17 protein-coding genes are annotated in these 12,895 nt (G+C 52.4%); 10 read left to right on the top strand and 7 right to left on the bottom strand.

The window, feature by feature from the left end; genetic code table 11:
- Nucleotides 1-124: 124 nt before the first annotated feature.
- On the bottom strand, nt 125-526 hold the full coding sequence (locus BN2106_RS00910; protein WP_050696696.1) for a thioesterase family protein: 402 nt from the start codon (nt 524-526) through the stop codon (nt 125-127).
- A 129-nt stretch (nt 527-655) separates the two neighbouring features.
- On the opposite strand from BN2106_RS00910, the gene BN2106_RS00915 reads away from it, so the two are divergent.
- From BN2106_RS00915 to BN2106_RS00930, 4 genes are all read left to right on the top strand, one after another.
- Nucleotides 656-1,420 carry a heparan-alpha-glucosaminide N-acetyltransferase gene (locus BN2106_RS00915; RefSeq protein WP_050696697.1) on the top strand — a complete coding sequence of 255 codons (765 nt, stop codon included), beginning with the start codon at nt 656-658 and terminating at the stop codon, nt 1,418-1,420.
- A gap of 63 nt (nt 1,421-1,483) precedes the next feature.
- Complete coding sequence (locus tag BN2106_RS00920; RefSeq protein ID WP_050696698.1) at nt 1,484-1,915, top strand: hypothetical protein; 432 nt, start codon at nt 1,484-1,486, stop codon at nt 1,913-1,915.
- Between the two features lie 577 nt (nt 1,916-2,492).
- Nucleotides 2,493-2,696, top strand: a complete 204-nt coding sequence (locus BN2106_RS00925; protein WP_050696699.1) for a hypothetical protein — start codon at nt 2,493-2,495, stop codon at nt 2,694-2,696.
- A complete protein-coding gene (locus tag BN2106_RS00930; protein ID WP_050696700.1) occupies nt 2,693-2,992 on the top strand; it encodes an RNA polymerase sigma factor in 300 nt (99 codons plus the stop codon). Before BN2106_RS00925 ends, BN2106_RS00930 begins: the two co-directional genes overlap by 4 nt.
- Here BN2106_RS00930 and BN2106_RS00935 read toward each other — a convergent pair.
- Nucleotides 2,968-3,255 (bottom strand): Smr/MutS family protein, encoded by a 288-nt coding sequence (locus BN2106_RS00935; RefSeq protein ID WP_050696701.1) that lies wholly within the window; start codon nt 3,253-3,255, stop codon nt 2,968-2,970. The genes BN2106_RS00930 and BN2106_RS00935 overlap by 25 nt on opposite strands.
- 112 nt (nt 3,256-3,367) lie before the next feature.
- Here BN2106_RS00935 and BN2106_RS00940 point away from each other — a divergent pair, with 112 nt between their 5' ends.
- Entirely contained in the window at nt 3,368-3,637 is a 270-nt protein-coding gene (locus BN2106_RS00940; protein WP_050696702.1) for a hypothetical protein, read from the top strand.
- Here BN2106_RS00940 and BN2106_RS00945 read toward each other — a convergent pair.
- From BN2106_RS00945 to BN2106_RS00955, 3 genes are all read right to left on the bottom strand, one after another.
- Nucleotides 3,632-4,339, bottom strand: coding sequence for a TVP38/TMEM64 family protein (locus BN2106_RS00945; RefSeq protein WP_050696703.1), 708 nt, complete (start codon nt 4,337-4,339; stop codon nt 3,632-3,634). The two genes, BN2106_RS00940 and BN2106_RS00945, sit on opposite strands and share 6 nt — an antisense overlap.
- A 45-nt stretch (nt 4,340-4,384) precedes the next feature.
- Nucleotides 4,385-4,996, bottom strand: a complete 612-nt coding sequence (locus BN2106_RS00950) for a GNAT family N-acetyltransferase (RefSeq protein ID WP_050696704.1) — start codon at nt 4,994-4,996, stop codon at nt 4,385-4,387.
- Between the two features lie 252 nt (nt 4,997-5,248).
- The gene (locus tag BN2106_RS00955; protein ID WP_242846219.1) at nt 5,249-6,316 is read right to left on the bottom strand and encodes an LCP family protein; all 1,068 of its coding nucleotides are present in this window, start codon (nt 6,314-6,316) and stop codon (nt 5,249-5,251) included.
- 163 nt (nt 6,317-6,479) lie between these two features.
- Between BN2106_RS00955 and BN2106_RS16350 the strand changes: the two genes are divergently transcribed.
- Nucleotides 6,480-6,635 (top strand): hypothetical protein, encoded by a 156-nt coding sequence (locus BN2106_RS16350; protein ID WP_195891741.1) that lies wholly within the window; start codon nt 6,480-6,482, stop codon nt 6,633-6,635.
- 107 nt (nt 6,636-6,742) lie between these two features.
- Here the strand turns inward: BN2106_RS16350 and yfbR are convergent, their stop codons facing one another.
- Complete coding sequence (gene yfbR, locus BN2106_RS00960) at nt 6,743-7,336, bottom strand: 5'-deoxynucleotidase (RefSeq protein WP_050696705.1); 594 nt, start codon at nt 7,334-7,336, stop codon at nt 6,743-6,745.
- Between the two features lie 357 nt (nt 7,337-7,693).
- On the opposite strand from yfbR, the gene BN2106_RS00965 reads away from it, so the two are divergent.
- From BN2106_RS00965 to BN2106_RS00975, 4 genes are all read left to right on the top strand, one after another.
- Nucleotides 7,694-10,174, top strand: coding sequence for a YfhO family protein (locus BN2106_RS00965; protein WP_050696706.1), 2,481 nt, complete (start codon nt 7,694-7,696; stop codon nt 10,172-10,174).
- Nucleotides 10,171-10,332, top strand: coding sequence for a hypothetical protein (locus tag BN2106_RS15930; protein ID WP_154666374.1), 162 nt, complete (start codon nt 10,171-10,173; stop codon nt 10,330-10,332). The genes BN2106_RS00965 and BN2106_RS15930 overlap by 4 nt, the downstream gene beginning before the upstream one ends.
- Before the next feature lie 18 nt (nt 10,333-10,350).
- Nucleotides 10,351-11,334: a glycosyltransferase family 2 protein gene (locus BN2106_RS00970; RefSeq protein ID WP_050696707.1), complete on the top strand. Its 984-nt coding sequence runs from the start codon at nt 10,351-10,353 to the stop codon at nt 11,332-11,334.
- Between the two features lie 75 nt (nt 11,335-11,409).
- On the top strand, nt 11,410-11,874 hold the full coding sequence (locus tag BN2106_RS00975; protein WP_050696708.1) for a hypothetical protein: 465 nt from the start codon (nt 11,410-11,412) through the stop codon (nt 11,872-11,874).
- A gap of 137 nt (nt 11,875-12,011) precedes the next feature.
- On the opposite strand, the gene BN2106_RS00980 is transcribed toward BN2106_RS00975, so the two are convergent.
- Nucleotides 12,012-12,794, bottom strand: a complete 783-nt coding sequence (locus BN2106_RS00980) for a MerR family transcriptional regulator (protein ID WP_050696709.1) — start codon at nt 12,792-12,794, stop codon at nt 12,012-12,014.
- Nucleotides 12,795-12,895 lie beyond the last annotated feature (101 nt).

Raw genomic sequence — 12,895 nt, forward strand, 5'->3', positions numbered from 1 at the left:
TAAATCAATGGGCGTTTCATCACACCCTGAATTACGGCATTTTCAGCACATTAGACAATATTATACACCACTCGTTTCCATTTGTCCATCAAATAATCTGTCCACGGCGGTTTTTTGCCAAATTTTACGATTGCTGCGCCCGTGCTGCCGCCTTTGCCTGAAAACTTTCCTTTTTGACGCTGACGCGCGTATGTGTCCCACGCGCAATCACGCCCGCGTTGTCCCTCGCTTCCAAACGGAACTGATATACGCGGCCCTCCACAGCGGTCAGTTCCGCTGTGGCGCTCACTTTCACCCCCACGGGAGTCGGGCAGAGGTGCTCCATGTCAATCCGGGAGCCGACGGTGGTCAGGCCTTCCGCCAAATCCTCCTGCGCCAGCGCGGCGGCGGCGCCCTCCAGCATCGCGGCGACCATCGGCGTTGCCAGCACGTCCGTTGCCAGCACGTCCACGCTGCCGCTCCCGACGGCGGTTGCCAGCAGCTCCGGCGTCACCGTAAATTCCTTTGTGTATGTCTTTCCATTCATTGTATTTGCCTCCACTTCCTGTTATAATGGCTTACGGTTTGTTTTACCGGTCTATTATAACAAAAAAAGCGCCTTGAAGAAAGGTTTCCCTTTCGTGCGCATTTCATCATCAGAAAGGAAGATTGCCCCATGGAAGCTGCATCCCCCCGCCGCCGGATTTACCTGATGGACGAGCTGCGCGGTTTTGCCGTACTCTGCATGGTTTTTTACCACGCTTTTTATACGCTCGCATACCTGTTCAATTTGCCGATCGGCAAAACGCTGCTGTTTTTCTTCATGCCCGCGGAACCATGGTTTGCAGGATTGTTTATTCTGATCTCCGGCATTTCCTCCAATCTGTCGCGCTCCAACACCCGGCGCGGGCTGAAGCTGGCCGCGGTCGCACTGGTTGTCACGCTGGCTACCTGGCTGGTGGTGCCGGAAGAACGGATCACCTTTGGCATCCTGCATTTTCTCGCCGTCTGCATGGTCGTGTACGGCCTGGCACAGCGTTTCCTGCTGCGTTCGGACCGCAAATTCCAATGGTGGCCGGTCGCCGTATGCGCCGTCCTGTACCTGCTCACCCGGGAGGCCGGCTCCGGAACACTCGGGATCGGCCCGGCTTCTTTCTCCCTTCCCGCCGCTTTGTACGCCACCGACTGGCTCGCGCCGCTGGGTTTCCACACCCATGCGTTTTATTCCGCGGACTATTTTCCGCTGCTGCCCTGGATGTTCGTCTTCTTCGCCGGGACCAGTCTGGGCCTGCTCGCCGCGGAGGGGCGCTTCCCCGAATGGACGTATCCGTCCCGCGTGCCTTTCCTCTCCTGGCTGGGCCGCCACGCGCTGGTGATCTATGTGCTGCACCAGCCGGTGATCTACGGTGTCTCCCTGCTGGTCAGCAGCCTGCTCTCCTGATTTGCCAATGATACAAAAAACCGATCCCACGCCCCCAAACCAACGAACCGGAGGAAAAGACAAATGACCGAAAAGAGAAAATGGATATGGACTGATAGTAAGGCGATTCTCACCATCGTCATTCTCGCTGTCTGCGCGATTCTATTATTCTTCGGCATCAAAGAACCAGATATTCAACTGGTTGACCAACAGATCCAGATTCACGGCATGTATGGTATGAAAATTGATTTTGCCGATGTGAAGAATCTGACTTTGGTAGAAAAAAGCATGCGGGAAATCGGCATCGGCAGAAGAACCAACGGCTTTGGCGGTATTGGAAGCACATTAAAAGGGAATTTTGAATCGGCAAGTTTAGGAAAACATAAACTTTTTGTCAATGCGGATGCATCGCCCACCATATTCATTGAGCGGAACAGCGGCGTCAATCTCTACATCAGCTTCCATGACAGCCAAAAAACCAGAGATTTATTTGCGGAGCTAAGGGAGATCCAATAGCGGTTCAAACATTTCCGTCAATCTTTGCCGCAAAAGCATCTGAACGTTTTTGAATACCGATACCTGCCATGATTCCGTGAAAACCACTCACACAAAAAAGCCGGTGTTCAATGTGCGTTTTAAACATAAAGATTGGCAGGATACGAGCGCTTTCCCCGCGAAGAGCAGGGGGTGGCGCTTATAGCCTGCCAAATCTTTACGCATCTTGCCAATTGCGATACCGTGCCCGATCAATGGGTTGCTTCTCTCTGACGCTCCGGATTCCACCGGAGCGTTTTTTACATGTTAAAATAAAAAAGCCATTGAAGATTGCTCTTCAATGGCTGGAATTTACGGACCCGACTGTCAATCCTGACAGTATGCAAAGTGCATGGCGCTTATTCAAATATATCGCGCAAACTTACGATTGTTCTGTCCTGTAACTCTGTACTATAGTATACGCACTCTTTTGCATTTTGTCAAGGGTTTTTTTAAAAAAATCAGGTAACATTTGTTCACCTCTAGGTTGACATTTTTCACCCGAGGTGTTAACATAAAGATGCGATATCTTATAAAGATACTTTTAGGAGAACATACCATGAACTATATTGATTGGGGGAACGCCTATTTGCAGGAAGCGGAACGGCTGCGAGACCGCGTCCGGAGCCTCCGACGCGAAGCCAAACAGAAAGACGATTCCCAAACCGATGCGTACAGCGCGCGGATCGCACTGTTGTACGCCATGTACCTGGACTGCCTGCACACCGGGCAATTCCTGATTGAGAACGGAGGAAGACGATGAGACGAAAGTCCAATTTGAGCCTCGACCTCTTTGGGGACAGGCTTGTCGCGCCGCAGGGCGGCGAAGAAGCCGACACGGAATACCGCCGGATCCTGCAAACCTTACACAATGCAATTGAGGGGGAGTTGACCGAACGCCAGCGCACCTGCATCACACTGCGCTACTTTGACCGTAAAAGCGTCAACGAGGTGGCGGAAATCCTGGGCCTGACCGCCGGAACCGTATCCAAACACATCAAAAAAGGGCGGGAACGCCTGCAACGTGTGATGCGCTATTCGTTTACACGATTGCAATGACGGGGACGCTCCGGCGCGTCCTTTATGAGCAGATGCGTTTCGCCCGGATTCAAGCTGAGCAGCTTGGCCCGAACGCGCGGATGCTTCAACCGGCGGCGCACCATCTCCTGCAGGATCTTTCCGCCATTGTACCCGTGGATGACCACAACCTCTGAAACGCCGCTTGGCAGCTTTGTCAAAAACTGCTCCAGGCGGCGTTTTGCATCGCCCGCCGTCATGCCATGTATATTGATCTCCCTTACGCCAGCCCGGTCCTGTATCATTCTTTTCACCCTTTATGAGAAACTTTTTCACCTCCGCTCAAACATCCGGACAAATTGTTGACAAGGAAATTTCCCGGCGTTATGATAAAGAAAAAAGCGTGGAGGGATTCTTATGCTGTTATTCTGGAGATGGAAACTCGTCTACAGCGGCGCTTCCTGCGAGGAAAGCGCCAAGTTGTGCAACGCCCTACGGGAACATCATATCCCCTACAAGAATCAGGTCAAGGCTCCCCGCGCACTCTCCGCACCCCTGCCGGGGGATTCCACCAGCCGCCAGCGGTTCAGCGGTGAACCGTCGCCGCTGCGGATTCCCGCGATGTACTATGTCTACGTCCTGAAAAAAGACGCGGACAAAATTTCCCGCATCCTGTACCCGTCATAAGCGGCCTTTCTTTCGCCTGCTGACTGCCCAATAAATGAAAGCGCCCACAATGCTCAATACGATTAGTATAACCAATATAATAATCGCCTGTTCGTATTTCCCTTCTCCGATCGCATGGCCGCCAAAATTACAGGCGACAATGGTAGGCAGGCGCGCAGCGGTGGAAATCAGCAGGAATCTGCCGAAGCTCTGCGGGACCAGACCCGCGGAAAAGACAAACAGGCGCTTCGGCGTGCCGGGTATCAAAAACATCACCCAGGTCAGCGCATTCCGCAATCTGGGATTGCGAAAAATCCGAAGCTTCTTCTGCCGGGAAGGCGGGAAGAACAGATTTAGCAGCTTGGCGCCCCATCGTTTGGTGATGTGGAAAATCAGCGTGGTGGACAGCAGTACCGCACACATGGTCAGCAGCGTGCCCTCCACCGGGCCGAATACATAGCCGCCCACCACGGTGGTCAGCTCCAGCGGAATGGGCAGCAGGCTTTGCAGCATCTGGATGCCGATGAAAACCAAACGGCCCAGCGCGCCCCATTCTGCCAAAAAGGTCTCCATGGCCTCCGGGTTTTGCGCCATCTCCAGCAGGGGACGGCCCAGGAATACGGTAAAGGCCACAAAGAGCGCCGTCGCCGCCGCCAGAATGGCCGTGCCAAGCACTTTTTCCCGCACGGTCGTTGTCTCTTTTGTTTCTTTTCGCGGTTTCACAGGCGTCCCCCTTCCCTGTTTGATCCGTTCAACCCGAATGCGTCATTACAGTGTCTTACTGTAAATGAAGCATTTTAAGGGAACCTGCTTTTTGCCCATATCGAGGACGATATTTGTCTGACACGAGCGTTCAAACCCTCTGTGTTCATAGAACTGGTAGGTGCAGGCGTCATCCGTAAACAGATAGATCGTTTTGCCCTTCTCTCTGCGCGCAAACGCGGAGAGAAGCGCGCTTCCAATTCCTTTGACCTTGCTGTCCGGGTCGGCGGCCAAAAAGATCAATTCCCCGTCGGGGGAATGGTCTTTTAGATATTCTGCCAGCATGGCCTTGTTGGTCTCATCGTATACACCCGCGCCGCCTTTAAAAAAAGCACGCTGCAATGCATCAAACAGTTTGACATAGCGCAGCTTCCAGAAAGACGGCTGCATTTTCTTCTCGCCTTTCATTTCCGCGAGCAGTACGCCCGTAAACACACCGTCCACATATGCCGCAAGCACCTGCGTGGCGCGGGTAATCTCCAAATACCAGAAATATCTTCCGTAGAGGTTGAGTAAGAATTTGCTGTCCAAATACCAGTTGAAGTGCATCCCGGTGATCGCAAATTGGATCGCCTTTGGTACATCCGACTTTTTCAGTTCTTTTATCTCAATTTTCACAGGATCCCTCCGCCGCTTCCGTTTTATTCCGTACGTTTGATCCGCCTAAAGCAAAGAAATGCAAATTGGTTTGCTTTTATTCTAATATCGGCCTGTGGAAAAGTCAAACGTCCCCCCATTACAGCTTCTCCCTTGCTGTGCATAAACCATTTTGTGTTTGGAACCTGTTTTCTTTTTATCGGATGCAGCTACACAAAAAACATAAAAAGGATTTGAGACCGTTTGGTCCCAAATCCTTTTTTGCTGTAATTTTTATGATTTTTCCGGCAGATCGTCTTCAAAGATGAACTCCGCCAGCGACTTGGAACACGCTTTGCGGTCCGGCACGAGTACGGACCCCACCGCCACATTGGCGTTGTAATACTCCGTATCTCCGGGAACGCGGTGCTGCTGCATCTCATAATTCATATAGGTCAGGGAATTTGCCGCGAGATATAAAATCTCATCCTTGGTCATGTTGGTCTCCACCAGACCCAAACATTTATAGAGCGCATTGTTAATGGTTCCAATATCCGCCGTCTTAAACTTATCAACCAGGCTGGCGAGCACCTTGCGCTGACGCTCCGTGCGCTCAAAATCGTCCCCGATGGCGCGGATACGGGAATAGTAGTGCGCCTGCTTGCCGCTGAGGTTAAACGTCCCCGCCTTGAGATTGCGGCGCGAATCGCCGGAATACTGGTTAACCAGACGGGCCTCCGCCGCGGTGAGTGTGATCTCCACGCCGCCCAAATTGTCAATAATCTCGTTAAACGCGGAATCTTTCACCAATACAAAACGGTCGATATCCACGCCGAAATTGGCTTCAATCGTGGAAACCGCCAGTGCTCCGCCCCCGCCGGGGCCATTTTTCGAATATCCAAGCGGATACGCCGCATTAAGCTTGTTGCTGCTGTATCCGGGGATCGCCACGTACAGATCGCGCATGAAGCTGGTGACCTTCAGCTTTTCGTGGCGCTTGTCCACAGAAACCAGCATCATGCTGTCGCTGCGGCCCACGTCGTTTGACTGGTAATCGTCCACACCCAGCAGCAAAATATTGGTGATCGCATCGTCGTGGTACAAGCCGCCCAAGGTGCCGAGCTCCCCAAGAATCGGGTCCTCGCTGGCGGTACTTTCTGTCCCGCTGCTGGTTCCGGAAATTTCCGGCAGGGAAACACTTGGCAGCTCCGACGGTTCCTCCAGCGGATGATAGATAATCTGTCCCAGCATCACGTCCACATATACGCAGCCGACGCCGCCGATCAGCATGATCACGCTCAGGACCAGCACGGCAATGTTCCGGATCAGACGCATTCTTTTTTGTTTGGTCGTTTGGTTCACAGTATCATTCCTTAGATCGCGGCCCGAAGGCCGTTGATAAATTCACGCATAACAGGTATAGTATACCGGATTCCGGCGAAAAAACAATTCTCCTGTAAAATTTTATATGCAAAATTACGAGCGATGCTTTTAAGAGGTATTCCTTTCCTACGGCGGCTTTCCCGTGGGCAGGCAGCAGGAAGCGTTTACGGCTTTTTTCATCAACAAGCACCTCATTTTTAACAGGACGGCGGCAGAGCGGTCACGCCGCGGCTTCATTCTGCAAAAAAAAAGCCCCTATATGGCAACACAAATGAAATGGCCGTTTGCTTTCAAATAACGACAAATTTTTATCATATCCGGAAAACCGCCGGTTTTTTCGCTTATCCTGGTTCTCAAAACGCGTGCAGGGACTGGGCAACCCCAAGCAAATTTGTTTTCCGGTATTTATGGCCCCACTTCCACCGAGGTGTCGTCCAGCGTCAGCGCATAGGACGGCAAAAATTCCTCCAGGAAGCAATCCGCCTCCGGCAGGTGCATCTCCTGTACCGCACGGCGCAGGGATAATTCGGCCTTGCTGAATTCCGTATTTCCCATGCCGCGTTCCTCCGCGCACTTGATCAGCGCGGAGAGCTTATCCGCCGCCTTCACCAGCCGGCGCAGCTCCGCATCTTCTTCCCCTTCGCAGAGCAGCGGCGCATAGGAAGACCGCATATCCTGCGGCAGCATGTGCAGCAGCTTGCGCTCCGCCGCCAGTTCTACCTCCCTGTACGCGCCGCGGATCTCCGGGTTGTAGTATTTGACCGGTGTGGGCAGGTCGCCCGTCAGGATTTCGGGCGCGTCATGGAACAGCGCCAGCACGGCGGCGCGCTCCGGGCTGACGTTTCCGCCAAAGCGCGTATTGCGCAAAACGGCGAGCGCGTGGGCAATGACCGCCGTTTCAAAGCTGTGTTCGCACAAGTTTTCCCGCCGGGTGTTGCGCATCAGGCCCCATCGGTCGATATATTTCATTCTCGATAACATGGCAAAAAAATGTGACATCCTCTTTCCCTCTGTCCGCGGCCCGGTGGGCCCAATCTTTACTTTAGACGATCCAACGTGCCAAAAAGTTACTTCCTCCGGGCGGCTTTTCAAAACCGCAAGTGCTCTGCCGCGCCGGTCCCGTCCGCATATTTTGCTTTGTTCCGTCAGTCGAATATGCTATAATGAGCAAAACTTCTGACATTTGTAACAACAGGGGATTCTTTCAGCTGCAAATTTTAAGAATACAAATTCCGTTCTGAAAAGGGACGATTGCAGATTGAGTGTGCTATAATGATACCATCTTGTGGGTAAAATTTCCACTCTCCCAACAGAAAACGGCGATCCGCCGCGAAAATAAGAAAGTCAGGTGATTCTGTGACGCGACTGCGTTTTTCCAAAAAAGCTTCCGGCTATTATTGGAAAGCCCTGCTCTACGGCATGGGGATTTCCTTTGTGTTTTTTCTCCCGTTTATCATTTTAGACAACGGGCATTTCCTGTTTTACGGCGACTTTAACGTGCAGCAGGTCCCGTTCTACCAGATGTGCCACGACGCAATCCGCAGCGGCAACATCGGCTGGAGCTGGACAACCGATCTGGGCGCCAATTTTATCGGCTCCTATTCCTTTTACCTGCTGGGAAGCCCGTTCTTCTGGCTGACGCTCCCCTTCCCCAGCGAGGCCGTTCCCTACCTGATGGGGCCGCTGCTGATCCTGAAATTCGGCTGTGCATCGCTTACAGGCTTCATCTACTTAAAACGCTATGTCAAAACGCCGGATTACGCCGTGCTGGGCGGCATGCTGTACGCGTTTTCCGGGTTCTCCGTCTATAACATCTTTTTCAACCATTTTCATGAAGCAATCGTTTTCTTCCCCCTGCTGCTCTGGGCGCTGGACGAGTATATGGCCACAAAACGGCGCGGCGTGTTCGCCCTGATGGTCTTTACCTGCTGCTTTGTCAATTATTATTTCTTTGTTGGGCAGGTGGCATTCTGCCTGATTTACTTTTTTCTGCGCCTGCTCACCAAGAGCTGGAAAATTTCCCTCCGCGATTTTCTGCTTCTGTTCTGCGAGGCGGTCCTCGGCGTACTCTGTTCCTGCGTCCTGCTGATTCCGACGATTCTCTGCGTGATTCAAAATCCCCGCGTGGACAATCCGCCCAGCGGCTGGGGCGCGCTGCTCTACGGATGGAACCAGCGCTACGTCCACATTCTGGAATGCTTTTTCTTCCCGCCGGACATCCCCGCACGTCCCAACTTCACCCCCGACTCCGAGTCAAAGTGGGCCTCCCTGGGCGCTTGGCTGCCGCTGTTCAGCATGACCGGTGTGATCGGCCTGCTGCAAAGCCGCCGCAAACATTGGGTCAAAACCATGCTGCCCCTGCTGTTCCTGATGGCGTTTGTGCCCATTTTAAACTCCGCGTTCCAGCTCTTTAACTCCAGCTATTACGCGCGTTGGTTCTATATGCTGACACTGATGATGACGCTGGCCACGCTGACTTCCCTGGAATATGAAAAAACCGACTGGAAACGCGCGATCAAATGGACCGCCGGCATCACACTGGGCATCGCCCTCCCCATCGGCCTGATGGTCCAGACCAAGACGACGGACGGGGTGGAAAGCTTCAGCATCGGGCTGGAAGCATATCCCTCCCGTTTTTGGGCGTATGTGGCGATTGCCATGCTCAGCCTGCTGCTGCTTACCATTTTGCTGCGGAACCTGCCCTTCCTCCGTTTGCGCAGGCAGGCTGAACTGGCGCGCGGCCGCGTATTTATCCCGCGCGGGCGCTGGAAAAGATGGGTAACGCAGTTTGCCAAAACCTGCATGTGCGGCGTCGCGGTTATCACCGTGATTTATTCCCTGTATTTCATCGCACTGGGAAAAACACAGAGCGCCGACAACCACATCCACATGCTGCCCTACTCGCTCAACAGCGGCAAAGACTTGCAATTGGAGGGCATGGAAAACAGCCGTATCGACGTTTACGACGGCATGGACAACCAGGCGATGTTTTTCCAGCTTCCCACCATCCAGGCCTTTCACAGCATCGTGCCCGGCTCCCTGATGGAATTTTACCCCACCATCGGCGTGCAGCGCGACGTCGCCTCCCGGCCAGACGTCAAATATTACGGCCTGCGCAGCTTTACCTCGTGCCGCTGGCTATTGGATCCTGTCAAAACCGGCAAATCCTTTGAAGAGGATGAGGAAACCAAAATGCCCGGCTGGAGTTTTGTCGATACCCGCAATGGCTTTGACATCTGGGAAAATACGTACTATATTCCGATGGGCTTCTGTTACGACAGCTATATCACCAGAGAGGAATATGAAAACACGCCGCAGGACGACAGGCATCTGCTCCTGCTCAAAACCATGGTGTTGGACGATGAGCAGGCACTGCGCTACGGCGATATCCTCAACCACTTTGAAGACGCCAAGGGCGTCACCTATACAAAGTCCGGCTACTATGCCGACTGCCTGGCGCGCCGGAGCATGTCCTGCTCCTCTTTTACGCGCGACAACCAGGGCTTTACCGCCACCATTACGGCGGACAAGGACCGTCTGGTCTTTTTCAGCGTGCCGTACGAGGGCGGCTGGAGCGCACAGGTCAACGGACAGTCCGCGCAGATTGAACAGGTCAACATCGGCTTTGTGGCGGTGCGCGTCCCCGCGGGCGAAAGCACCATCCGCTTTACTTATGAAACGCCGGGGCTGAAGCTCGGCGCGCTCGTCAGCCTGGGCGGCTTCCTGCTGCTGGGCTTTTACTGGTTCTTCACCCGCCGCTGCGACCCGGAAACTCCGGCCCGCCGCCGGCTGTTCCGCGTCAAGGGCGGCCTGAGCAGAAAGGAGCATGTGGAATGAATCAGATTCGGCTGCAATTGCTGGGTATCGCCGCAATTTTATTCGGCATCGCGCTGATCCTCGCTTCCAGCAGCTCCGTGGTGATCGGCGTGATCCTCGCCATTTTTGGATTTTTCTTTACCCTGGCCGGCGCATCCGGCAAAAAAGACGATAAATAGGAAGGGAGGCGTCGCCGGATGCCGACGGTATACCTGGTGATCCCATGTTATAACGAAGAAGAGGTCCTTCCGGAAACAGTGAAGCGCCTGACAAAAAAATTGCAGACCATGCAGGCCGCCGGCCTGGCGGACGAGGCCAGCCGCATGCTCCTGGTGGACGACGGCAGCAAAGACCGCACCTGGGCGCTGATTGAACAGTTCAGCAAAGAGAACGCCCGTGTTGCGGGCCTGAAGCTGGCACACAACCGCGGCCACCAAAACGCCCTGCTGGCAGGCCTGATGGAGGCGCGCCAGCACGCCGACTGCGCCATCAGTCTGGACGCGGACCTGCAGGATGACGTTGAAGTGTTGGATGAATTTGTAACAAAATATCAGGAAGGCTGCGACGTGGTATACGGCGTACGAAAAAAGCGTGAAACCGACACCGCGTTTAAGAGAAGCACGGCCCAGGGGTTTTATAAAGTCATGCGGATTCTGGGCGTGGAGGTCGTCTACAACCATGCGGACTATCGTCTGATGAGCCGCCGGGCGCTGGATGCGCTCTCCGAGTACCGCGAAGTCAATCTGTTTCTGCGCGGCATTGTGCCGCTGATCGGCTTCCGCAGCGACTACGTCTACTACGACCGGCACGAGCGCTTCGCCGGCGAATCCAAATACCCTTTAAAGAAGATGATCTCCTTTGCACTGGACGGTATTACCTCGTTCAGCGTCAAGCCGTTGAAAATCATTTCCCGGCTGGGCATCATCGTCTCCGTACTGAGTGTCTTCGGGCTGATTTACGCGCTGATCTCCTATTTTACCGGCAACGCCGTGGCGGGCTGGACCGCAACCGTCTCTTCCATTTGGCTGCTTGGCGGCATCCAGCTGCTCTGCATCGGTGTGGTGGGCGGATATATCGGCAAAATTTACAGCGAAGTCAAAGCCCGTCCGCGCTATTGCATTGAGGAAAAAGCGGGCGATTTGCGTGGGATAAGCAGCCAAAACGACCTCTGTGAAAAATAATGACGGCGCAGTCTTTTCCCTTGAGAACACTGTGGAAACATGCTATACTGGTTGCATTGGGAAGGGGTTGGGAGCATGCTGGATCAAAACGATTTGCTGGCAATCGCACAATTGATGGATCAAAAGCTGACAGAGCAGGAGACGCGTATTATTGGTCAGGTGGATCAAAAGCTGGTGGAACAGGAAAAACATATGATGGGCCGGATGGACCAAAAGTTCTCAGAGATAAACCGGCAGTTTGAGGCAATTGATCAGAGATTTTCTGAGATAGAGAAACAATTCTCCAAAATCGATCAGAGATTTTCTGAGATTGACCAGAAATTCATTGTGCAGGAAAAGCGCATTATCAATCAGGTCAACGCCATCATCGAAACCACCGTTGTTCCCGACATCAAAAAAATCGCGGAAGGGCACCACGACATTTTGCAGCGCCTGCCGAACGTTGAGGAACAAGCGGAATTGAAAAGCCGCGTCAAGGTATTGGAGCGCGTCACGATGGAAATGCGCGAGGATATCGACGCTTTGAAAAAGGCCAACTGAACACAACCTGATAGATCCAAAGGAGCCCCTTTGCAGGTTTACCTTGCAAAGGGGCTCCTTTTCTATGTAAGAAGACAGCTTTGAAAAATACATTTTCCTCTTTTTAAAAGCAGAGGCAGCCAGAGTCAAATATGGATTTAACCGCCCAAAAAGACCTGCGCCTGATAATTCCACTGTAAAATACCTGATACGACAATTTGCTGTATGGTAAACTTTGGCTGTATATGATATACCTCATTTGCGATCCGCAGCAATTCACGCAACTTATCCGCCCTGTTTTCCTCGGTACAATTCGCACACAAATAATTTCCTTCGGGCAGTGTCTTTAAGCCATCTATTTCTTCATAGTGAATACAAACGGCAAATAATCTTGATACTCCATTTTCTGTATAGATTCCTGCTAAATCTTCAAATATAAACTGCTCTTTTTGCTCGGGTGCAATCCTGTCGTAAAAATGGCTCAAATAATTCCACAGATTATCAAGCGTTGGGGTTTCCAGTTTATCGGAAAGAAGCAGAACACGTTTGCGAAACGGTTTGATGTCCATATCTTTCGCATGGTGCTGTCCCCGCAGATGGTTCTCATAACCTGTTCTTGCTAACTGTATTTTTGCCTTGCTGTATTCCAGCAAGGCTATTTTTTCATCCGCCTTCTTTTCCGCTTCCGTTAAAAAATCAATAATTTTCTGGAGATCGTCAAATTCCAAAATCTCTTTTATTTTCTTTAATGGTAAATCCATCTGCTGTAAGGCACGAACGGTATTGATTCGTATAAGATCCTGTTCTGTATAATAGCGATAGTTTGTGAGGGGATCTTTTACGCTGGGTTTTATCAATCCGACACGGTCATAATGCCGCAGCGTTTCACTGGTAACATGGACCGCTTTTGCCGCTTCCCCCACAGAAAAATATTTTTTCATTTCTGTTTTCTCCTCTTGACATTTGTGTTGCACAAAGGTTTATGATGATCGTACCATGAAAACCCGCCAAAATCAAGTTTCCTTTCGGAAACCAGTTAGGA

It is taken from the genome of Anaeromassilibacillus senegalensis, from assembly GCF_001261775.1.
In the GTDB taxonomy this organism is placed as follows: domain Bacteria; phylum Bacillota; class Clostridia; order Oscillospirales; family Acutalibacteraceae; genus Anaeromassilibacillus; species Anaeromassilibacillus senegalensis.